The 21,320-nt window shown below is 43.5% G+C and carries 19 protein-coding genes; 10 read left to right on the forward strand and 9 right to left on the reverse strand.

The features are described 5' to 3' along the window. A partial coding sequence (locus EGI32_RS00895; RefSeq protein ID WP_255153466.1) for a hypothetical protein occupies nucleotides 1-565 on the forward strand: 565 nt, incomplete at its 5' end. A 182-nt stretch (nucleotides 566-747) separates the two neighbouring features. On the opposite strand, the gene feoB is transcribed toward EGI32_RS00895, so the two are convergent. Beyond that, nucleotides 748-2,874: a ferrous iron transport protein B gene (gene feoB, locus EGI32_RS00900; RefSeq protein WP_255153467.1), complete on the reverse strand. Its 2,127-nt coding sequence runs from the start codon at nucleotides 2,872-2,874 to the stop codon at nucleotides 748-750. Nucleotides 2,875-3,021: 147 nt separating this feature from the next. Between feoB and EGI32_RS00905 the strand changes: the two genes are divergently transcribed. From EGI32_RS00905 to ctlX, 4 genes are all read left to right on the forward strand, one after another. Continuing rightward, nucleotides 3,022-4,647 carry a M28 family peptidase gene (locus tag EGI32_RS00905; RefSeq protein WP_255153468.1) on the forward strand — a complete coding sequence of 542 codons (1,626 nt, stop codon included), beginning with the start codon at nucleotides 3,022-3,024 and terminating at the stop codon, nucleotides 4,645-4,647. An 80-nt stretch (nucleotides 4,648-4,727) separates the two neighbouring features. Next, nucleotides 4,728-5,162, forward strand: coding sequence for an IPExxxVDY family protein (locus tag EGI32_RS00910; RefSeq protein WP_255153469.1), 435 nt, complete (start codon nucleotides 4,728-4,730; stop codon nucleotides 5,160-5,162). Between the two features lie 168 nt (nucleotides 5,163-5,330). Then, on the forward strand, nucleotides 5,331-5,579 hold the full coding sequence (locus tag EGI32_RS00915) for a 4a-hydroxytetrahydrobiopterin dehydratase (RefSeq protein ID WP_255153470.1): 249 nt from the start codon (nucleotides 5,331-5,333) through the stop codon (nucleotides 5,577-5,579). 3 nt (nucleotides 5,580-5,582) lie between these two features. Then, nucleotides 5,583-6,488 (forward strand): citrulline utilization hydrolase CtlX, encoded by a 906-nt coding sequence (ctlX, locus tag EGI32_RS00920; protein WP_255153471.1) that lies wholly within the window; start codon nucleotides 5,583-5,585, stop codon nucleotides 6,486-6,488. Here ctlX and EGI32_RS00925 read toward each other — a convergent pair. Both EGI32_RS00925 and rho read right to left on the reverse strand, forming a co-directional pair. Beyond that, the gene (locus EGI32_RS00925) at nucleotides 6,482-7,975 is read right to left on the reverse strand and encodes a hypothetical protein (protein WP_255153472.1); all 1,494 of its coding nucleotides are present in this window, start codon (nucleotides 7,973-7,975) and stop codon (nucleotides 6,482-6,484) included. The genes ctlX and EGI32_RS00925 overlap by 7 nt on opposite strands. 161 nt (nucleotides 7,976-8,136) lie before the next feature. Continuing rightward, nucleotides 8,137-9,801, reverse strand: coding sequence for a transcription termination factor Rho (gene rho / locus EGI32_RS00930; protein WP_255153473.1), 1,665 nt, complete (start codon nucleotides 9,799-9,801; stop codon nucleotides 8,137-8,139). A 268-nt stretch (nucleotides 9,802-10,069) separates the two neighbouring features. Here rho and EGI32_RS00935 point away from each other — a divergent pair, with 268 nt between their 5' ends. The 3 genes from EGI32_RS00935 to EGI32_RS00945 all read left to right on the forward strand — a co-directional run bounded on the left by EGI32_RS00935 (nucleotide 10,070) and on the right by EGI32_RS00945 (nucleotide 12,618). Next, a complete protein-coding gene (locus EGI32_RS00935; protein ID WP_255153474.1) occupies nucleotides 10,070-10,579 on the forward strand; it encodes a class IV adenylate cyclase in 510 nt (169 codons plus the stop codon). An 89-nt stretch (nucleotides 10,580-10,668) separates the two neighbouring features. Next, entirely contained in the window at nucleotides 10,669-11,124 is a 456-nt protein-coding gene (locus tag EGI32_RS00940) for an META domain-containing protein (protein ID WP_255153475.1), read from the forward strand. Nucleotides 11,125-11,427: 303 nt separating this feature from the next. Then, nucleotides 11,428-12,618: a hypothetical protein gene (locus EGI32_RS00945; protein ID WP_255153476.1), complete on the forward strand. Its 1,191-nt coding sequence runs from the start codon at nucleotides 11,428-11,430 to the stop codon at nucleotides 12,616-12,618. A 51-nt stretch (nucleotides 12,619-12,669) separates the two neighbouring features. Here EGI32_RS00945 and EGI32_RS00950 read toward each other — a convergent pair whose 3' ends face one another. The 3 genes from EGI32_RS00950 to EGI32_RS00960 are packed head-to-tail and all read right to left on the reverse strand — an operon-like array spanning nucleotide 12,670 to nucleotide 15,716. Further along, nucleotides 12,670-13,020, reverse strand: coding sequence for a phage holin family protein (locus tag EGI32_RS00950; RefSeq protein ID WP_255153477.1), 351 nt, complete (start codon nucleotides 13,018-13,020; stop codon nucleotides 12,670-12,672). Nucleotides 13,021-13,079: 59 nt separating this feature from the next. Beyond that, the gene (locus tag EGI32_RS00955) at nucleotides 13,080-14,357 is read right to left on the reverse strand and encodes a pitrilysin family protein (protein ID WP_255153478.1); all 1,278 of its coding nucleotides are present in this window, start codon (nucleotides 14,355-14,357) and stop codon (nucleotides 13,080-13,082) included. A 27-nt stretch (nucleotides 14,358-14,384) separates the two neighbouring features. Further along, on the reverse strand, nucleotides 14,385-15,716 hold the full coding sequence (locus tag EGI32_RS00960) for a pitrilysin family protein (RefSeq protein ID WP_255153479.1): 1,332 nt from the start codon (nucleotides 15,714-15,716) through the stop codon (nucleotides 14,385-14,387). A 377-nt stretch (nucleotides 15,717-16,093) separates the two neighbouring features. On the opposite strand from EGI32_RS00960, the gene EGI32_RS00965 reads away from it, so the two are divergent. After that, nucleotides 16,094-16,582, forward strand: coding sequence for a hypothetical protein (locus tag EGI32_RS00965; RefSeq protein ID WP_255153480.1), 489 nt, complete (start codon nucleotides 16,094-16,096; stop codon nucleotides 16,580-16,582). Between the two features lies 1 nt (nucleotide 16,583). Here the strand turns inward: EGI32_RS00965 and EGI32_RS00970 are convergent, their stop codons facing one another. Together EGI32_RS00970 and EGI32_RS00975 are read right to left on the reverse strand one after the other, a co-directional pair. Then, the gene (locus tag EGI32_RS00970; protein ID WP_255153481.1) at nucleotides 16,584-18,020 is read right to left on the reverse strand and encodes a sigma-54 dependent transcriptional regulator; all 1,437 of its coding nucleotides are present in this window, start codon (nucleotides 18,018-18,020) and stop codon (nucleotides 16,584-16,586) included. Between the two features lie 82 nt (nucleotides 18,021-18,102). Then, nucleotides 18,103-19,026 carry a YihY/virulence factor BrkB family protein gene (locus EGI32_RS00975; RefSeq protein WP_255153482.1) on the reverse strand — a complete coding sequence of 308 codons (924 nt, stop codon included), beginning with the start codon at nucleotides 19,024-19,026 and terminating at the stop codon, nucleotides 18,103-18,105. A 319-nt stretch (nucleotides 19,027-19,345) separates the two neighbouring features. On the opposite strand from EGI32_RS00975, the gene EGI32_RS00980 reads away from it, so the two are divergent. Next, the gene (locus EGI32_RS00980) at nucleotides 19,346-19,732 is read left to right on the forward strand and encodes a response regulator (protein ID WP_255153483.1); all 387 of its coding nucleotides are present in this window, start codon (nucleotides 19,346-19,348) and stop codon (nucleotides 19,730-19,732) included. Here EGI32_RS00980 and EGI32_RS00985 read toward each other — a convergent pair. Further along, the gene (locus EGI32_RS00985; protein WP_255153484.1) at nucleotides 19,729-21,135 is read right to left on the reverse strand and encodes an ATP-binding protein; all 1,407 of its coding nucleotides are present in this window, start codon (nucleotides 21,133-21,135) and stop codon (nucleotides 19,729-19,731) included. The genes EGI32_RS00980 and EGI32_RS00985 overlap by 4 nt on opposite strands. Nucleotides 21,136-21,320: the final 185 nt, after the last annotated feature.

Here is a 21,320-nt window from a genome sequence, read left to right on the forward strand (position 1 = left end):
AAGTTCAGGTTATAATTACAGCAACGAATATTTTCAGCAGACTCTCGTAAGGGAATTGCAGAACAGCAATGGCAATGGAAGATATGCCGCAAGGTTTTACACGGATTGGGAAGCCCGCCGTGAAAATGTTCAGCCGGATTGGGCGGTGGATCTTCGACTGCGTGACCTGAATATCCCGTATCCTGTCAGCAATACTTATTCCCGCAGCAGGAGTGCGGAGGTACGCAACGGTACAGATACTTCTGGTAAGCCGATCTATAAAACAGTATATGCTACGCTGAATGTGCAGCGCTCAAGTTTTACCGCCAACGCGAATATGGAAATGACCATAACGGACGTGCGTACCCGAAAGAATATCAGTTACAAAAACTATCGTGAAGATTATCGCTGGCAGGAAGAACGTGCCAGCTATACCGGCGACAGCCGGGCACTTAGCTCCGACGACTGGGCGTTGATCAACAATAATAATTACAACACGCCGCGCCGCGAAGATATCCTCAGCGAATTGTACAGGAAGATATATCCGCAGGTGAAGAGCAATATCAGTTATACGGTCGACTGGTGAGGATGTCAATAGTGAATAGTCAATAGCCAACCCTTCGTGAGTTCTTAATTCAAAGGCAACTACTTACAATTTTATAAAAAAAGCAACTTTAAAAAGTTGCTTTTTTATTTGCCTTTCTAACAATAAATATTTCTGGAGATATATAAACCGCAAAGATTTGACTATTGACTATTCACTATTGCCTACTTAAATATCTCATACACCACCCAGCTCAGCCCATACGCCAGCAACGTCATATATACAAACTGCAGCACCGGCCATTTCCAGCTGCGGGTTTCTCTTTTTACTATTGCCAGTGTGCTCATGCATTGCATGGCGATCACATAAAATACCATGAGTGATAATCCTGTGGCGAGCGTGTAAACTTTTGTTCCGTCTTCTCTTACCGCCGCGTGCATTTTTTCGCGGAGGGTGGGGCTGTTTTCATCGGCGTCATCGCCTACACTATACAGGGTGGCCATGGTACCTACAAATACTTCGCGGGCCGCAAAAGAAGTCACCAGGGCGATCCCGATCTTCCAGTCGTAACCCAAAGGCTGGATGACTGGTTCGATGGCGCTGCCCACAGTTCCGGCAAAAGAATTTTGTAACAAAGCAGTTTTTCTTTCCTTTTGCAGTTCATCTTTCGCTGCCGGGTTTTGCACTTCCAGGGCGTCATATTTCGCCGTAACGGCGGCCATTTTTTTCGCAGGACCGTAAGTGCTGAGCGCCCATAATAAAAGACTGATCACCATGATCACTTTCCCTGCCTGGAATACGAAGATGCGGGCTTTTTCCACCATGGTGTAAAGTGCATTTTTCCAGCGGGGGCTGCGGTATATCGGCAATTCCAGTATGAAGAAACTACGTTCGGTACTTTTGATGAACCATTTCATCACCCAGGCCACTATCAATGCCAGCACGGTTCCTAAAAGATACAATGCCATCATCACCAAACCCTGCAGGCTGAGGAAACCCCATACCAGTTTCGACGGGATCACCAATGCGATAAGTATAGTATACACCGGAAGCCTTGCGCTACAGCTCATCAGCGGGGTGATCATGATAGTGAGCAACCGCTCCTTTTTATTTTCAATATTCCTTGTGCTCATGATAGCCGGAACGGCACAGGCAAAACCGCTGATCATCGGCATCACGCTTTTACCATTCAACCCCACTTTGCGCATAAGCTTATCCGTTAGAAAGCTGATGCGTGCCATGTAACCCGTGTCTTCCAGCAAAGTGATCAACCCGAAAAGTATCATGATCTGAGGTACAAATATGACGATGCCGCCGATACCTGCCACCAGTCCGTTGATGAAAAGGTCGCTGAACCAGCTTTCCGGCATTACCCCCGACAGCCAGTGGGAAATTTCCGCGAAGCTCCATTCGATGAAATTCATGGGGTATTGCGCCAGCCAGAACACACTCTGGAACATCAGGAACAACACACCCAATAATATCAGGTAGCCCCAGCGGCGATGCAACAGGATGTTGTCGAGCCTTTCAGTAAACAACGATTTTTGCAGCGGATCGCTTTCAACGATCGATTGCTGCATCACATGTTTGATACGCGTATACCGTTGCAGTATCTCTTCCGCCTGCGTTTTGGTGGGATTAAATTTATTATCGATCTCCGCCTGTTCGATAGCGGCCTGCTCATTCTCTGTAAAAGAAAAATGTTCGTGGTTGATGAGGTAATGCACCGCAGCATAGCCGCTGATGGCAGGAAACATTTTTTTTACCGCTGCCACCGCCTCCGTATTTGCCGGAGAAGCATCAATGAAATCGCGGGCAGGATGCTGCGGTAAATTCTGTATGGTGATCTCCAATATTTTTTTCAGCGGAGCGATGCCTTTGTTTTTTCTCGGGTTGATCGCCACGATCGGCACGCCCAGTTCCCGCTCCAGGTTGGGAATATCTATCTGCGTCCCTTTCTGTTTGGCCAGGTCCATCATCGTCAAAGCCACTACGATCGGTATTTTCAGGTCGATGATCTGTGAACAGAAGAGAAGATTGCGTTTCAGGTTGCTGGCGTCGGCTACCAGTAGCACCATATCTGGCTTGATGGTATCATCCTGGTTGAGTAAAACTTTGTAAGCCACCCATTCATCAGCACGTTTTGGATAAAGGCTGTAAGTGCCCGGCAAATCAATGATATTAGCAGTGATCTCTTCATTGATGGCGGCCACGCCGGTTTTTTTGTCAACCGTTACCCCGGGGAAATTTCCTACTTTCTGGTTGAGCCCTGTCAGCACATTGAACAGCGAAGATTTTCCGCTGTTGGGATTTCCCACCAATGCTATGTTTATTTTTTTACCCGGGCTCAATACAACGTTTTTTAAGTATCTGCAAAAATAGCATTAACCGGCGGATGTAGCTTACGAATTCAAGAAAGATGACTTATATATTACGGAAAAAACAGTACAGGTTGGTTACCTTTGCATTTCAGAAAAATCACATACAATACGGATATCATGAAGAAATATTTGCTGTTTATAACATTGTTGGGTACCCAATTAGCAAACGCACAAAAACTCACCAAAGAAGACGAAAAAACGGCGAAAAGCCTGAAGAGCTCTGTCGGTTACCTGGCAGATGACAAACTCGAGGGCCGGCGTACCGGCACTGCCGGTGAAAAACTTGCCTATGAATTCATTGCGAAGCAATTCAAAAAAAGCGGCCTTGCTCCTGTAGGCGACAACGGAACTTACATTCAGCCTTTTGAAGTGAAAGAAGGAAAGGAATTGAAGGAGGGAACATTTTTCAAGATCGGCGATAAGAGCCTTGTACTGAATGAAGATTATTACCCCCTGCCATACTCCGCCACCGGTTCGGGAAACTTCGCAAAAAGTGGCAAGAAAAATATTTACCTGCTTGAAATAAATGCCTTGATCGATCAGAATAAGGATAATCCGCATTTTGACCTGAAAGAAAGTTTGCTTACAGAAATAAAAGAAAAAGAAAAGAGTGGAGTGGATATCATTTTCCTTTCCAACAGTGAAGCAAAAAAAGAAGAGATCGGATACGACGATAAAGATAAGACGCCACAGGTTGGCATTCCGCTGATCTATCTCACCGCGGAAGGGTTAAAAAAATACCTGGCTGCGGAAAGGGATCTGGTTAATCTTTCTTACAATATCGTAACCGGCCCGAAGGTGAGGGAGGGGCATAATGTTGCAGGATTTGTAAACAACAATGCAGCTACTACCATTGTGCTGGGTGCTCACTACGATCACCTGGGTTATGGGGAAGATCATAATTCCTTATATATCGGTTCAACCAAAATGATCCACAACGGTGCCGACGACAATGCCAGTGGTACCGCGGCTTTGATAGAACTGGGCAAATGGACGAAAACTTCGGCTCCCAAACAATTCAATTATCTGCTCGTAGCTTTTTCCGGCGAAGAACTTGGGTTGTATGGTTCTAAATATTTCGCTGATCATTCTCCTGTAGATTTGAAAAATGTGAATTACATGGTGAACATGGATATGGTGGGCAGGCTGAACGACAGCACCCGCGGGCTTACCATTGGCGGTTATGGCACATCGCCGCTTTGGGGCGAACTCATCAAAACGGAAGACCCGTATTTTAAAATAAAGATCGACAGCGCCGGCAGCGGCCCAAGCGACCACACTTCTTTTTATAAAAAAGATATCCCGGTATTATTCTTTTTCACCGGCACGCACAGCGATTATCACAAGCCGTCGGATGATGCGGAGAAGATCAATATCCCGGGCGAAATAGCGATCATCAATTATATCAAAAACGTTATTACGGCTACCGCCGGAAAAGATAAACTGGCGTTCTCTAAAACACGGGAAGCTTCCATGGGTAAAAATACTTTCAAGGTGAGCCTTGGCATCATGCCCGATTACACATTCGGCGGTGATGGCGTGCTTGTAGACGGCGTTTCGGAAAACAGGCCTGCACAAAAAGCGGGCATCAAAACCGGTGATATATTGATACAGCTCGGCGATCATCCGTTCAATGATGTGCAATCTTACATGGGTGCGCTCAATAAATTCAATAAGGGCGATACTACTACGGTAAAGTTAAAAAGAGGAAAAGAAGAGATCAGTTTGCAGATTACGTTTTAATTTTAATTTTGTAGGAACGTGCCTGCGGCGCGTTCGAACGCGCCGCAGGCACGTTCCTACAAGAATTCGTGCAATAAGAAATGAAACTCAAAATAGATAACGAAACCCTTGCGGAAGAATTCTTTGAAGACACCCGCCTCATGGGCATCGTTGCGCCTATTAAAGATTACGCTTTCAGCTGGCATGTGAACCAGATACTCGGTTTTAAATTCAGGATCAACAACAGTCTTGAAATTCAGTTGAAGAAAAAAGAGCGCAATTATTTTTTTTCCATTTACGAGTATGAAGTGCCCGGCTGCTGCCTTGTGCATTATTTATACAATAATCAATATGATGGAGAATACCTCTTGCCGGAATTCAAGCACCTCGATTTTTTATGGCTTGCCAAAGGAGAACGGGTGGAAGATGAGGAAATGAAAGGGCTTCAGCAATCGATCCGCTTATTACCGCCTGTGCAACTGGTGACGGAAATGACAAATGAGAAGATCAGGAATAAGCAGCACCTTATCTTTTAATTAATAATTAATAGTGAATAATTAATAATTTATTGCAGGGAAATTTAGAAATTCTTTTCGAACATACTATACCCGCATGCTTTTTGTAACTATTATTAGAGAGTAGCAATGTGTATATCGTGACTTTCGAAAGAATTATTCATTATTAATTATAAATTATTAATTGCCATGTGGAAAGAACAAAAAAACAAGCTCTACCGTAAATTTCAATTTGAAGACTTTTCCTCTGCATTTGCTTTCATGACGAGAGTTGGGATGGCTGCCGAAAAAATGAACCATCATCCAACCTGGAAAAATGTTTATAATGTAGTGGAAATATGGCTGAACACCCACGATGCCGGCGATATGGTCACCAAAAAGGATCATTTGCTGGCTAAAAAGATCGACGCCATATTTGAACCTCCCAATACTAATTAATTTATGCAATCAGCTTCCTGCGTGGCAATGGTTCGTCCTGCTGCTTTCGGTTTCAATGAGCAAACTGCTGCCAATAATTTTTTCCAGGATCATGCTGAAAAAAATAATGCCCGTTTGCAATCCGATGCTTTGCAGGAGTTTGATGCCATGGTTTCTTTGCTTCGTGAAAATCAGATAGAAGTAATCGTGTTGCAGGATAGTGCCGAACCTCCCAAACCTGATGCAATTTTTCCCAACAACTGGTTCAGCTGCAGAAATGGTCAAATTACCGTGTTTCCTTTGTTTGCGCCCAACAGGCGATTGGAAAAACGACTGGAGCTTATCAAGCAGATCAAATCGTTGGCGAATACGAACATCATCAAAGACCTGAGTGTGTATGAGCGGGAGCAACGCTTCCTCGAAGGTACCGGCAGCATGGTCTTCGACCATGAAAACAGGACCATCTACGCCTGTTTATCTGGCAGGACCGACCAGGAATTATTTGAAAAATTTGCCAGGGAGCAGGGGTACGTGCCTGTGGCTTTTGAAGCGGCTGATGAAAACGGGAGAGATATCTACCACACCAATGTGATGCTTTGCATTGGCAGCAAGTTCGCTGTAATCTGTTCCGCGGCCATTGCCGATTCGATCGAGCGTCAGTTCATCCTTGAAATGTTATCTGCTTCCGGACACGAGATCATTGATATCAGTTTTGAACAAATGAGGTTTTTTGCAGGAAACATGTTACAGCTCCGCGATCCGCAAGGCAGGCTCTATCTGCTGATGAGCAGCACCGCACAAAACTCTCTCACGATGGAACAAATCCTGTCACTTCAAAAATTCTGTTCTTTCATCATTCCCGATGTTTCACATATTGAAAAAGCCGGAGGTGGAAGTGTACGCTGTATGGTAGCGGAAATATTTTACTGATCTTTTTTCTTTCTCCGCAACAAGATCGCTGCATTCTTTTGAAGATCACCACTGAAGCGGATCTCGTACAGGTCTTTGCCATCTTTCACTACGAGCAGCCCGGTGTTGGGCGGTATCAACCCCAGGTTTTCGGCATACATCACCAGTTGTATCGAATCGGTTTCCCGGGGTATATAAATCGTTTTTCGAACCGCATTCGTGCTCAGCCTTTCTTTCGCCATGATGATATTTCCATTCATCAATACACTCACCGTATCGCCATCCACTTCTCCATTATCGTACAAAGATATCTGCAGGCTATCCGAATGGAAAGAAACTGTCTGTTGCAGCAACGTTGTCCGCCTTTCCACATCTGCGGCGGCCGACCTGGCAATGAGAGGTGTAATATTGGCTATTTTTTCAACTGTCTTTTCTTCTTTTTTCACTTGCTGAACAGTCGCGTTTTTTACGATACCCGCGCTTGCCGGATCAATTGTATTCTCGTTGTTTGATTGTGTTACACCTGGGTTGACCGGAGCTGTTGCTACCGGTTTGTTGCTTACAGATGCAATGGAATAAACCGTATCGCTTTTATTGGTATTAAGTCGGGCAATATCATTTACCGTGCTTTTCGGATCCTGGTTCTTTGGGTCTTCATTTTTTGCGATTGCGGTTTTTACGGGCATTTGTTTCACCACTTCGTTCTTAGTTATTTCATTTTTATCCTGAGAATTTTTAGTAGTGGCCGTTTTCACTATTGGATCATTTACAGCTTCTTTTCTCTCCGGTTCTTTTGGCAATGCGAGGTTATTCCCGGCCTCCGTTCTTACCTCTTTGTTTTTCGCAATCATATCTTCTTTTACTTCCGGCGGGGAAATGCTTTTTACATCAGGAGTTTGCGTTTTATTTTCTATGATGGTGTTTTTTGCAACAACAGTTATTGGTTGCCTGGCCGCAATGATGATATTATTTTGCGCCATCAGCTTGTCGTCGTTCATGAACGAAAGTGTATTGACCAGGTTGAGTTCCTGCAAATGTGGTATCAGCGCCGATTGCCAGTAATCATTTTTTCGTTGCAGATCTATGGTGCCTGTAAGTGGCGCATACTCTTTTGTACGGTTGGTAGTAAACGGGCCTGATAAAGTCATGATGCTATCGCGTGTATCCAGCACCAATACATTCAGTTGACGGATTCCTTTTGCCGGCGCTACGGGGTAATTGTTGGCGATCAACCCATCATCTTCAATGATGACCTTTCCATCCTTACGTTTTACTTTCACCTTTTTTAGTCCGTAGTATTGTTTATCATCCAGCAAAAACCAGGTGTGTGAAAACCCGGTCAGCTTGCCTTTCTCTTCGCTGATACCGATTTCATATTTGTAGAATTGATGCGTGCTGTCATTATACAAAGTTCCTTTCCACAAACCGGTGATATCGGTATCGGCTGATTGCGCAAACATTTTTGCAGGAAGAAAAAAGAAAAAGATAAGAAGATATTGGTATCGCATAAGAATCTGGTTTAGCCACACATACACTTAATTACACAAAGATATATCCGTTTGTAAACGTTTGTATCCGTTTAAAATTGTTTTGAAAAAGCCAATAAAAAAGCCGCTTATTACTAAGCAGCTTTTATTATATCGTTGGATATGCATCCCTGCACATTTTCCTATCCGTTCATGCTTGTCAGGAACTCTGCATTGTCTTTTGTTCCTTTCATGTTTTTCAGCAATGTGTTGATCGCTTCTTCCGGGTTCATGTCGGCCATGTGCTTGCGCAATATCCACATACGCTGGAAGGTATCTTTGTCGAGCAACAGATCGTCGCGCCTTGTAGAAGAGCCGATGATATCGATTGCCGGATAAATACGGCGGTTCGATAATTTTCGTTCCAGCTGAAGCTCCATGTTACCGGTACCCTTGAATTCTTCAAAGATAACTTCATCCATTTTACTTCCTGTATCTACCAGCGCTGTAGCGATGATCGTAAGTGAGCCACCATGCTCGATCTTACGCGCCGCCCCGAAGAATTGTTTTGGTTTCTGCATCGCGTTGGCTTCCACACCGCCGGATAAAACTTTACCACTTGATGGAGCAACTGTATTATGTGCCCTTGCCAGACGGGTAATGCTATCCAGCAATATCACCACATCATGTCCGCATTCTACCAGGCGTTTTGCTTTTTGCAAAGCGATGGTAGAAACCTTCACGTGCTTTTCTGCAGGTTCATCAAATGTGCTGGCAATAACTTCCGCCTTTACGCTACGTTCCATATCGGTCACCTCTTCCGGCCTTTCATCCACGAGTACGATCATCAGGTAACATTCCGGGTGATTTTCCGCGATGGCATTTGCCAGTTCTTTCAGCAACATCGTCTTACCAGTTTTCGGTTGTGCCACGATCAATCCACGCTGGCCTTTACCGATCGGTGTAAACAGATCCATGATCCTTGTGCTGTAGTTATCAGACCTTGTGGTAAGATTTAATTTTTCGTATGGGAACAATGGCGTCAGGTAATCGAAAGGAACGCGGTCGCGAACTTCTTCCGGAGATTTACCATTGATGGTATTCACTTTTAAAAGGGCGAAATATTTTTCTCCTTCTTTCGGAGGGCGAACAGACCCGTAAACGGTATCGCCGGTTTTAAGTCCGAATAATTTTATCTGTGATGGGGAAACGTATACATCATCGGGAGATGAAAGATAGTTGTAATCGCTGCTGCGGAGGAAACCATACCCATCGGGCATCATTTCCAAAACACCTTCGCCGAGTACAATTCCGTCGAATTCGATGTTGAACACAGGCGGCTCCCGGCGTTGCTGCTGGTTGCTTCGGCCCTGGTTGCCGGAATGTTGTGCAGGTTCTTCTTCCATCTGTACCTCGGGTTGCTGTATATCTTCCTGCTGAAGCATCTGCGCAATTGCCGCAGGTATGCTGCTTTGTTCGCTGGTGATAGGCTGGAGATCTTCTTCATCGTCCTCTTCCTGCTGCTGAAATTCTTCCTGCCTGGTTTTTTTTACCGGAACCTTTTTTTCAATCGTTTCTTTTTTAGCTCTTACCGGCGACGCATCTTTTTTATGAGCCTCTGCCTGTTTTACCTCTGCGGCCTCATGTATATCTTCTGTTTCGGCTGACGGAGCTTTAGCGATACGTTTGCGTTTCGGTTTTTCACCTTCCGGCGATTTATTTTCTGCTGTCATAACAACTTGTTTATCCATGATCTTTTGTACCAGATCAGTTTTATTCAATTTTTTGGGATTGGGAATTTTGAGTTCTTCTGCAATGTCAAGCAACTCAGGAACGAGTAAGTCGTTCAGTTGTGATATATCGTACATAAATTATTTAGAAAATGCGTTTTTCAAAAAATGCCAGGCTTGTTGTCTGAAAAATAGTAGTTGAAATTGTTCTGATGGAAGATGCGCTGAAGCTGCAGCAATTAAAATTAGGATAACTTCGCAACTGATTCCATTGCAATATTAAGCAGTTTTTTCAATAATCAAACATTTTTTGCGCAAATAAGCGCCATTTCATTGATTATTAGCCTAATATTTGATAATATTTAATCATTTGCGGATAGCAGCATCCACAAAATCCAGGCAATACATGGCTTATCTAAATTACGAATTCAAAGCCCGCACAGAGTTTCTTGCGGAGCAGGAAAATAAACTGAAGCAACTTTCCCCTTTTTTCAAAGGCGAAGATCATCAAAGCGATACTTATTTTAATGTGCCAAAAGGAAGGTTGAAACTTCGTGAAGGCAATATTGAAAATGCACTGATCTATTACGAAAGAGAAAATAGATCCGGAGGAAAACAATCGCACATACTTTTGTACAAACATCAGCCTGACGCGACCCTGAAGGAAATACTCACCACTACGAATGGTATAAAGATCGTAGTGAAAAAGAACCGCAAGATCTATTTCATTGAGAATATAAAATTTCATTTTGATACCGTGGCAACATTGGGCACTTTCATCGAAGTGGAGGCCATCGATACCGACGGAAGCATCGGCCTGGAAAAACTGAAAGAGCAATGTGAAAGGTTTGCCGTTTTTTTTGACATACAGCCACAGGATTATATTGCGGTTTCATACAGTGATATGCTGGTGTAGGAACGTAGCTGTGGCAGTTTCCTGCAAAAAATTTGATTACCTTCAATTGTGTAATGATCCTTCTTTTTTCATCCCTGAAAATAAAAATCATGAAAACAATTTTTGTATCCCTCCTTGTTGCCTGTTTTGCATTTGCATCCTGTGATACCACCAAAGGAAGCACTACCGGCACTACCCCCACCTCCAATGACGTTCCGCTGCTGGAAGGCACCTGGGAACTGACTTATATCACCGGACCACGCATCGCTTTCGAGGGGTTGTATCCCAATAAAAAACCAACGCTGATAATTGATGTAGCCAATAAAAAGATCAGTGGAAATACTGGTTGTAATTCGTATACCGGTCCGTTGGTGGCACAAAACAGTTCGATCGATTTCAAACAACCGATTGCTGTTACGCGGATGGCCTGTGCAGGGAATGGCATGCTTGGCGAAACTACCTATCTGGAAATGCTGAAAAAGATCAATAAATTTTCGGTGACCGATGGAAACACGTTGAACCTGATAGCGGGAGATATAGCAATGATGCGGTTTACGAAGAAATGATGCGAGGAGAATGATCACAGATTTCAAATGGATGAAGGGGATTCCACAGATTATTTTCTGCTTCGCAGAAAATATAAATGCAGTTTATAAATATTGGGAATTGTGTAGGCGAAGCCGGGTTATTACAGAATGTATTTATGTCTTTCACTCCGTGAAAGATAATCTGTGCAATCCCCTTCATCCATTTGAAATCTGTGATCCTGCTTCTCCATTCTGTTAAAGAATTTCTAAAACCCAAATTATTCCCATTTTATTTTATGCTTTGTTTGAATCAGTTGCATCCACGGCAAAAACCTGTTGTTTATGAAACTGATACAAAAACCTTTCGCGGCTGTTTCAGCCCTGCTGATCATTGCTTCAGCGATCGCTCTCAAAGTTCCGGACAATAAAACTACTTCTCCCGACCCGGTTTCCGTACCGCAACAAAAGCCCCTCAACAATTCAATCCCGAAAATACAGGCCGCCATCCTCCTTGATGTCAGCGGAAGTATGGATGGGCTTATCGATCAGGCCAAAGCCCAGCTTTGGAACATGGTGAGCGTGATGGGCAAAGCCAGTTGCGACGGGGTTACGCCACAGATAGAGATCGCGTTGTACGAATATGGCCGCGACAGCAACGATCCGAAAGCCGGGTATGTAAAACAGCTGAGCGGGTTCACCACCGACCTCGATGGTTTGTCACAAAAACTTTTTTCGCTGACTACCAATGGCGGCAGCGAATATTGCGGCCAGGTGATCAGCACTTCACTGAATGAACTCTCCTGGGACACTTCTGCTGCCAGTTACAAAGTGATCTTTATTGCTGGCAATGAAGATTTTTTGCAAGGCAAAATACATTACACACAAAGTTGTGATAAAGCCAACAGCAAGGGGGTGATCGTAAATACCATCTATTGTGGCGACCGTATGCAGGGCATCCGCGAGCATTGGAACCTTTCGGGAGAATGCGGAAAAGGAAGTTATACCAACATCAATCAGAATGCCCGCCAGGAAGATATCGCTACTCCCTATGACAGCGCCATGTTTACCCTCAACACCCGGCTCAATGGCACTTACATAGCTTATGGAAATGGCGGCGCCGGGTATTTTGCGGCCCAGGAAAGTGTTGATAAAATGAATTATTCACAAAGCAAAAGCGCTGCGCTTAAAAGGGTAGGGGTGAAAGGGAAAAAATCGTTGTATAAAAATGAAAGCTGGGACCTTGTGGATGCAAGCGATAAAGACAGTACTTTTTATGCCAAAGTGGACCTCAAAACCCTGCCTGCAGAATTGCAGAATAAATCAAGGCCTGAAATTCAAAAGATAGTGAAAGAAAAAAATATGGAACGGGTGAGCCTTCAAAAAGAGATTGCCGATCTCAGCATGAAAAGGGAATCTTATATCGCTACGGCCAAAAAAACAACTACTGCAACTGCGGCGGATGCTACGCTTGAAACCGAAGTAGAGAAGATCATTAAAGAGCAGGCCAAACGTTTCAGGATGACCATACAATAAAAATAATGGATAATTGTATAATGGATAATGAATACAATTATCCATTATCTACTATTCTTTTTCTTTATCGACTACGAGCGAATTTAAAAACCCTGAAACAATCGTCAATAGTATACTGAAGATAAATGCCCACCAGAAACCATCGACTTTTAATCCGTCGAGCAACTTGTCGGCCAACAATACTATCAGTGCATTGATCACCAGCAGGAACAAACCAAGCGTCACAATCGTGATGGGAATGGTGAGAAAGACCAGTACAGGTTTAACGATCGCGTTCAAGACCGCCAGCACAATGGCAAAAATAAATGCCGATGTAAAGTCGGAAATATGTACGCCTGATAAAATATGCGTAAGCCCATAAGCCGCGGCGGCAGTAACTAAAAGACGGATGAGGAAGTTCATGGGAGGTTCTTTTATTTTTGAAAATTCCCGGAGGTTTTGAAAACCTCCGGGGTTTAATTTTAGTATACGATCAACTCATAAAAATTTTCGGGCTGCAGATATTTTTGCGCCAGCGCCTGCAACTCTTCGGCTGAAGTATTGCGGATGGCATCTACACTTTCGTAAAAATATTTTTCATCCAGGTTGTTGAGGATAATATTTTTCCATTTCGCCATGATCTGAAAAGGGCCGTCCAGATCGCCGAGGATACTGCCCATCATGTAATTCCTTACCAGCGAAAGTTCTTCTTCATCCACCGGTTGTTCCCGCAGGGTCTTCATCTCCTTGTAAATTTCTTCCAGCGTAGCATCGCACACATCTTTCCCTGCTTCTGTACTTACCAACCATGCCGATTGCTGTATGTGATTCTGTATATAACTATGAATACCGTAGGTATAGCCTTTGTCTTCGCGGATATTACTCATCAACCTGGAGCCAAAAAATCCGCCGAAGATATTGTTCAGCACCATCACTTTTTTAAAATCTGCGTGATGGCGATTCGGAAATTCCGCCGCAAGGCGTATGGCCCCCTGCACCGCTTTGGGGTCATTCTCTATCCTGTATTTTTTTTGTTCCGAAGGTGCTGGCTGGATCAACGTGTTTTTGAAAGACGGTTTTGTGATCGACAGTTTTCCAAATTGCTCATTCAATTGTTGTTGAATATCCGAAGGCAATTTCCCTGAAACAAAAATGGCGCATTGACCGTTGAGGTAATATTTTTTGTAAAACGATCTCATCAGATCGGTCGTTAACCCATCCAGGTCTTCCAGGTGAGTATATTTTCCGTAAGGATGATCTTCGCCGTACACATATGCATCGATCAGCCGGCCTGCAACAAATTCACATTTCTGCAGGTTCACTTTCAATCGTTGCTTGCTGTTTTGTTTGAATATTTCCAGTTCTTCTTCGGGAAAAGTGGCGTTGGTAAGCATATCGTTCACCACCGGCAACAACTTATCAAGGTGCTTGCTCAGGGTATGAAGCGTTACCGTAGCCGTTTCGTTATAGCATGCCCGGTTGCTGTAGGCTCCATAATATTCAAAATCTTCATTTATCTGAAATGCTGTGCGGTGGGTTGTTCCGTTCTTCAACATGAAGTTGGTGGCTCCGGCAAGCCCGCGTTTTTCCTCGTTCCAGTTGCCGGCATAAAATACCCATTCTATCTGCACCACTTCCTGCGCACCCGCATCGATGGTGTAAACCGGTACACCGTTGTCAAGCGTAAAATATTCGTATGGTTTAAGATTCAATTTAAAATCTACTGCATCGATGATGACCGGAGCCTCTTTTCTGTTCATTTTTTTCCTTTCGTTTGTAGGTTGTTATTAATTCAAGGCACGATAGTACATCGTAGTACAATTGTTCTCGCTGAAGATGATCTTACTTTGTTCCAGGATATCGGCGGCGGTTACTGCCTGGTATTTGCCCAGCTCGCTGTTGATCAGGTCCGCATCGCCCAGCAGTTCGTAATTCGCAAGGCTTTGTGCCCTGTTCATCACCGACATATCTTCAAATGCCATGGCGCTTTCGGTTTTATTCTTCACTTTTTGTAGCTCGTTGGTGGTAATGCCTTGTTCCTGCAACAATTGCAGTTCTTTCTTCACGGCCTCATCCGCCAGTTTTATGTCTATCCCTTTCACCAGTTTTCCTTCTATCACCATAATACCCGCATCGATGCTGCCCATGTGATAACATTCGATATTGCTGAAGAGCTTTTGTTCCTTTACCAGGCTCTGATACAAACGCGAGGAACCTCCGCCACTCAATACATCTGCCATCAGGTCGGCGGTATAATAGCGGTCATCCACGCGTGGATAAATATGCCAGCATTTGTACAACGCATCCAGCGGCACATCCGCTTTCACTTCCAGGAACCTTGGTGCGGTCTGCGGCGGCTCCTGTGGAATATTACGCCGGTATTTTTCGCCTGCGGGAATAGGCCCAAACCATTTTTCCGCTAATTCTTTTACCTGCGCCAGCTCTACATTACCGGCCACCACCAATATGGCATTGGAAGGCGTGTAATGTTTGTGAAAAAAGGATTTTACATCTTCCAGCGTAGCGTCTTCCACATGTTTCAACTCTTTACCGATGGTCATCCAGCGATAGGGGTGGCTGGTGTAAACCACTTCGCGTAATTTATGCCACACATCGCCATAAGGCTTGTTGATATAGTGTTCCTTAAATTCTTCAGAAACTACCTTGCGCTGTACTTCGAGGCTTTTTTTGCTGAAAGCAAGGCTCAGCATACGGTCGCTCTCGAGCCAGAAAGCTGTTTCTACATTTTCGGCCGGCAGCTGGCAGTAATAATTTGTAAGGTCGTTGGTGGTATAGGCATTATTTTCCCCACCTGCCACTTGCAGGGGTTCGTCGTAGGATGGAATGTTGATGCTGCCGCCAAACATAAGGTGCTCAAATAAGTGCGCAAAACCTGTCTTGCCCGGGTCTTCGTCTCTTGCCCCTACATCATACATAACATTTACTACCGCCATCGGCGTACTTTTATCTTCGTGTACGAGTACCCGTAAGCCGTTATCTAAAGTGAATTTTTCAAACTTGATCATGCTGCAAAAATAGTGAATGGTGAATAGTGAATAGTGAAAATATGTGGTTTGTACTGAGAAAGCGAAGCCTGGCTGTTCGAAATGTAAACTCATAGCAATCTATTGCCGGTATAGAAGCTCTGGCGTAGAAAAAAGCCACCCGCTTTTGGCGGATGGCGATATATATATTGAGTCAATGATGCTTAAAAATGGGGGACCGAATAAAAATAAGGCCCCGTTTTAAATCCAATATCCTATGAAAAACCGAAGTGAATTATTCATTTATTATGCCAATCTCTCTTCCTGTTAAAAAATCACCCTAAAGAGGTATGGCTCCCGTTAAAATTTCTATTATTTATTTTTTTTGATTGCTTTTCTCAGTATTTCTTCCCATTTTGTGCACTATTGATATTTCTCTTTCCCCCAAGGATTTCATAGGCCGCTTTTTGGCAGGTTTTATGTATTAGCTAAAAAATATATAATTAAGGTATATGAATGAAATATTACACATGGCCGTAGATGGCCAGTATTCAGCTATCCTGGTGACAGAGATCCCGCATAAACATCACCTGATGTTCAAAGCCACCCTTGAAAGCGGTTATTCCAATATATTTTATACAGATGTGGAAACTGGCTTGTGGATCGAAGAAGATCTTGGTTTTACCGATCTTGCGCAGCAGATTGGCGAAGAAGTGAAGAAAATGAAGCTTAAGCCTATCCATGTGCCCAAATTGCTTACCTGGCATAAACTAGAAATGAACAACAAAATGGTTTCATTCGGCTTTTTCAGTTTCCTGAATGGCGATCATAAAATGTTTGAGATCTACGACAGCAGCAAAAAATACATGTATACTTTAGTGGAAATGCCGCATGAAGACTGGCAGATAATGGAACATGATAATGTGAGCATAGATACACTCGACAGCAATTTCATTCACAAAGTGACGAAAGTGCTGCCGTTGTATGCGTATTTCGAATAGATCAGTTATTTGATTCTTCGTAACTTTTTATCTTGTTGTAAAGCGTCTTGCGGTCGATCTTGAGTATTTCTGCGGCTTTTGTTTTATTGTAATTCACTTCCTTCAGCACATTCATGATGGCTTCATACTCGGCTTTTGACGCCGCATCTTTCAGGTCATAATCTTTTTTACCTGCTGGTTCTTCTTCGCCTGACTTAAGCTTTGTTTCCACGGTAGTGGCTGACGACAGGGGCGATGAACTTGGATTGGTGATCTCCCACGGTAATGTGGCCGCAGATACCAGGCCTTCGGTTGTAAGCAAAACAGATCGCCTTACCACATTCCTGAATTCCCTGAGGTTACCAGGCCATGGATAATTGATGAACATCTGCATTACTTCGGGGCTGAAGCCTTCTATATCCCTGTTGAGCTCGGCTTTTGCCTTCTGCAAAAAGAAGTTGGCAAATAATGGTATATCTTTTTTCCTTTCACGCAGTGGCGGAAGGTTGATGGAAAATTCGTTGAACCGGTGATAAAGGTCTTCCCTGAATTTACCCTTTCGGTAAGCATCCTGGAGGTTTTCGTTGGAAGCCACCACGATGCGGACATCCACCGGCATTTCCTTGTTTCCACCCACACGCTTGAATTTTCTTTCCTGTATCACCCTCAGCAAAGATGCCTGGATATCATAGGAAAGATTGGCTACTTCATCCAAAAACAATGTACCCCCGTTGGCGAGTTCAAAATGCCCTTCTTTATCTGTAAGCGCCCCCGTGAAAGCCCCTTTTACGTGGCCGAACAATTCACTTCCGGACAATTCTTTTGAAAGCGTTCCGCAATCCATCGCTATGAATGGTTTGTCTTTACGGTCGCTCATATCATGAATGGTCTTTGCGATCACTTCTTTACCGGTGCCGCTTTCGCCATAAAGTATGATGCTGTAGTTGGTTGGTGCCACGATCTCTATCTGTTTGTACAGATCTTTGGTAGTAGGCGCTTCTCCTACCAGAAATTCCTGATTGTGGGTTACCGCTTTGCCCCCGGAGGCTGTTCCGGCCGCTCTTGGCGAAGAAGAAGAGGTGGTGATGCTGTCTGCAGGGCGATTGATGGCATCGTTGAGTACTTTCAATACTTCATCGGGTACCAATGGTTTGGTGATATAATCGTATGCGCCCAGCTTGATCACGTCTACCGCCACCTTGATGTCGGAATAACCGGTGATGATAAGTACGATCGTTTCAGGAGATTCTGTCTTGATCTCCACCAATACGTCTTTCCCATCCTTATCGCCGAGGCGAAAATCGCAGAGCACGATATCGAAATTACCATCTTTAAATTTCTGTAACCCTTTGCTGGCCGAATGCGCCATATCCACTTCATATCCATTACGGGTAAGAAACCTGCCAAGCAGTGTACACATATCCAGGTCGTCATCGATTATTAGCACTTTCTTATTCATTCTTTTCCGGTTATTTTATACAAATATAAATATGCTCCTGCTGAGGATGCAAACTTTGGGGTTAAAAATCAATTCTGTTGTATCATTCTTTCAGTGTTACCGCGGGCACGGGGATTTCTTCCATTTTAATCCAGACTGAATAATCGTTCGGGAATATTTTTCCGCCAAAATTGGTGGCATATACTTTTGTAAATACTGCTCCAAGATACAATATGGCCGAACTGTAGTATACCCAGATCATGATGATCATCACTGAACCAGCTGCTCCATATATGCTGGATAATTTACTCTTCCCAAGGTATAACCCTATTCCGTATTTACCTAACATAAATAGTAATGAGGTAATGAATGCCCCGATCATCACATCTTTCCACTTGATTTTGGCATCCGGTAATACTTTAAAAATAGTGCCAAATAATATTGTTGTCACGAACAAAGAGATAAGGTTATCGATCACAATCAACACAGTTTCACCCATTCCGGCGAAAATATTGCCGATACGGGCGCTCAAAGCTGCCACTACCGCATTTAGTGCCAGCGACACGATCAACACAAACCCCAGGCTGAGGATGAGGGAAAAAGAGATCATCCTGTCGACCAGCAGTTTCCACCACACTTTGCGGGTCTTGGTACGCAAACCCCATATCTTATTGAGCGAATCCTGCATTTCGCCGAAAATCCCGGTGGCTCCTATCACCAGTATGATCACCCCGATAGTGGTGGCAAATACGTTGTCGCTGCTGAGATGAATCTTCGCGATGGCATTTTGTATCTCCAATGCCGCCGCACTTCCCACCATATCGTTTATTTCGGAATAAAGCTGTCCGCTGATGGCTTCACGACCAAAAAGACTGCCGGCAATGAACAATACGATCACCAGGAGCGGAGCCAGCGACAAAATGGTATAATATGCTAATGATGCGCTATATTTCAATACATTATCGCCTATAAACTCGGTGATCACCTGTTTATTGAACCGGAAGAAAAAAAGAAGTTTCCTTTTCATATTTGTATACTAATATGGGCAATCATTATTCCAACCATGTAAGATTTTCCTCAATCTGCTTATTTTTTTCTCAACCTGGTATCACAACATAGGTTTTTTTAGAGCTTCGGGGGCAATTTTAATTTTTTTAAAAGAATCATTTCCTTCACAACAATCCGAAAGTAAAACAAGGGTTTTCACAAATATGTCAAATTAAGCCCTTGATTTCAAACTTATTGCGGAGGAAAAAATCGATCATTTTATGTGCCAGCCTGTTAATTGATGTAAATCAACCCCTGTTGGCAGCATAATTGCGCACCACTATGTGAAAAGTAATAACATGAAACCAGGCCTCCCTATAAATGATGACACCTTGAAAGTTCTGATAATTGACGACGAAACAGACATATGTTACCTTTTGAGTACACTTTTAAAACAGAAAAACTTAGAGACAGCATACGTAAACACCTTATCGGACGCAACTAAAGCTTTGCAAAAAGAACTTCCTGAGATCGTTTTTATCGACAACCACCTGCCGGATGGGCTGGGGATGAATTATGTCAGCTACATAAAAGATAATTATCCCGATACAAAGATCGTCATGATCACCGCACATGATACTTCAGCCGACCGGAATAAAGCACTTAGTGTGGGTGCCGATTATTTCATCGGAAAACCTTTTACCAGGGATATCATTTACAAGACTGTTGAACAACTCACCAACTAATAATCCTCTGTATGCAACGAAATGATGAATTTCGTTCCTTTACCTTCCATACTCTCTACCTCTATTCTTCCTTTGTGATTTAAAATGATATTTTGAGTGTTGGTCATTCCAAGGCCATTACCGTTGTCTTTATTGGTAAAAAATGGCTCGAATAGTTTCGACTGTGTTTCCTCGCTCCTACCCGTTCCGTTATCTTCAAAAATTATCCTGCATTTTTTCTGTACACTTTCCGTAGATATCTTCAACACCCCTTTGTCTGCTTCCATCGCTTCGATGGCGTTCACTACAATATTCAGAAAGGCTATCTTCATCTTATCCTCATCAACTTTCAGATCACAGATATTATCCGCATAATTTTTCTGAATGGTAATATGTTTCAGGTTGATGCGATCCTCGGCCAGTTCCAGCGCCTGGTCGATCACATCATTCAGCGAAACACTTTCAAAAGCCAGTTCCGAAAATTTGGTAGCGTTGAGCAGATCAGAAATAAGCTGGTTGATGCGCAGGCTGTTTCTTTTCACCATATCCAGCAGCATTATGTTTTCATCGCTGGCCGGGCTCGATTCTTTCAGTTGCTCCGTGGCCAGGTTGATATTGGTAAGCGGGTTGCGCACTTCGTGTGCAATGGTACGTGCGATGCGGCCTGTGGAAGCAAATTTTTCTATATTCTTCAGCTCTTTTATTTCCTTGTTGACATCCGCCAGTTCTTTTACCCGCGCTTCCAGTTCGTTGCGGTATAATTCTGATTTTTCATCGGCTTCTTCGCGGGCTTTATTTTCGCGTCGATAGGTGAGAAACGAAGAAATGGCAAGGATCACCGCTATGATGAAGGAAACGGTAGTGATGATCTTGATGGCGTTGGAAAAACTTTCGGCCTCTTTGGTACGGGCTTCGAGATACGAGCCTTCATAATATTGCATCAGTTTTACCTGGCGGCGCAAAACGCCTACTTTATCGCCGGTGTATCCTACGGCATATAAGGAATCCTTGAATTTTTCGGGGGTTTTTGTACTGGCATAAAGTTCGATTGCCGAACTCATTTTTGTAACTTTGGAGCGAAGGGCATCTTTGATCGTATCGAGGCGAAGCTGCTGTACATCACTGTCTGAAGTAAGGCTTTTCAGCAGGCTGTGGAGGGAATCTGTCTTTTTTACCGAAATGTGAAATTTGTCGTAATAGTTGGGAGTGCGCAACGCGATATAACCACGGTAATTATACTCGATCTCCTTATTTTCCGAAGCCAGGTATTCGAGGTTGGTGATCACTTTATTGGTATGATCTACCCAATAGGATTGTTCGTTGAGTTTTTGCGTATTATAAAACAACAGCATGTAAGACAATACAAGAAGGACGAAAGTAGATATGAAGCCGACTATCTTTGCATTTGTAATACCAAAGTGCATGACCTATTATTTTGGGGGGTGAAAAATTCAGAGGCTCTTCAAATTTACGGATACATTGCCACGTAATACAATAAATTACCTGCTAATGTTCTGTCGTAGAAAATAATACACAAGCGGATGACCTTTTGGCATTTTTTTTCAAAAATGGGCATATGCAGCATTTGGCAACATTTTAGCTTATTACT

Origin of the sequence: Ferruginibacter sp. HRS2-29 (genome assembly GCF_024343615.1) — a bacterium.
Classification (GTDB): Bacteria; Bacteroidota; Bacteroidia; order Chitinophagales; family Chitinophagaceae; genus Ferruginibacter.

What these genes read in the sequence shown, in the direction of transcription:
- EGI32_RS00945 (WP_255153476.1), top strand. Translation starts at nt 11,428, where the DNA reads ATGAAACTGATACAAAAACCTTTCGCGGCTGTTTCAGCCCTGCTGATC.
- EGI32_RS00980 (WP_255153483.1), top strand. Translation starts at nt 19,346, where the DNA reads ATGAAACCAGGCCTCCCTATAAATGATGACACCTTGAAAGTTCTGATA.
- EGI32_RS00965 (WP_255153480.1), top strand. Translation starts at nt 16,094, where the DNA reads ATGAATGAAATATTACACATGGCCGTAGATGGCCAGTATTCAGCTATC.
- EGI32_RS00905 (WP_255153468.1), top strand. Translation starts at nt 3,022, where the DNA reads ATGAAGAAATATTTGCTGTTTATAACATTGTTGGGTACCCAATTAGCA.
- EGI32_RS00970 (WP_255153481.1), bottom strand. Translation starts at nt 18,020, where the DNA reads ATGAATAAGAAAGTGCTAATAATCGATGACGACCTGGATATGTGTACA.
- EGI32_RS00950 (WP_255153477.1), bottom strand. Translation starts at nt 13,020, where the DNA reads ATGAACTTCCTCATCCGTCTTTTAGTTACTGCCGCCGCGGCTTATGGG.
- ctlX (WP_255153471.1), top strand. Translation starts at nt 5,583, where the DNA reads ATGCAATCAGCTTCCTGCGTGGCAATGGTTCGTCCTGCTGCTTTCGGT.
- EGI32_RS00975 (WP_255153482.1), bottom strand. Translation starts at nt 19,026, where the DNA reads ATGAAAAGGAAACTTCTTTTTTTCTTCCGGTTCAATAAACAGGTGATC.
- rho (WP_255153473.1), bottom strand. Translation starts at nt 9,801, where the DNA reads ATGTACGATATATCACAACTGAACGACTTACTCGTTCCTGAGTTGCTT.
- EGI32_RS00985 (WP_255153484.1), bottom strand. Translation starts at nt 21,135, where the DNA reads ATGCACTTTGGTATTACAAATGCAAAGATAGTCGGCTTCATATCTACT.
- EGI32_RS00940 (WP_255153475.1), top strand. Translation starts at nt 10,669, where the DNA reads ATGAAAACAATTTTTGTATCCCTCCTTGTTGCCTGTTTTGCATTTGCA.
- EGI32_RS00935 (WP_255153474.1), top strand. Translation starts at nt 10,070, where the DNA reads ATGGCTTATCTAAATTACGAATTCAAAGCCCGCACAGAGTTTCTTGCG.
- EGI32_RS00925 (WP_255153472.1), bottom strand. Translation starts at nt 7,975, where the DNA reads ATGCGATACCAATATCTTCTTATCTTTTTCTTTTTTCTTCCTGCAAAA.
- EGI32_RS00910 (WP_255153469.1), top strand. Translation starts at nt 4,728, where the DNA reads ATGAAACTCAAAATAGATAACGAAACCCTTGCGGAAGAATTCTTTGAA.
- EGI32_RS00915 (WP_255153470.1), top strand. Translation starts at nt 5,331, where the DNA reads ATGTGGAAAGAACAAAAAAACAAGCTCTACCGTAAATTTCAATTTGAA.
- EGI32_RS00960 (WP_255153479.1), bottom strand. Translation starts at nt 15,716, where the DNA reads ATGAGTTTACATTTCGAACAGCCAGGCTTCGCTTTCTCAGTACAAACC.
- EGI32_RS00955 (WP_255153478.1), bottom strand. Translation starts at nt 14,357, where the DNA reads ATGAACAGAAAAGAGGCTCCGGTCATCATCGATGCAGTAGATTTTAAA.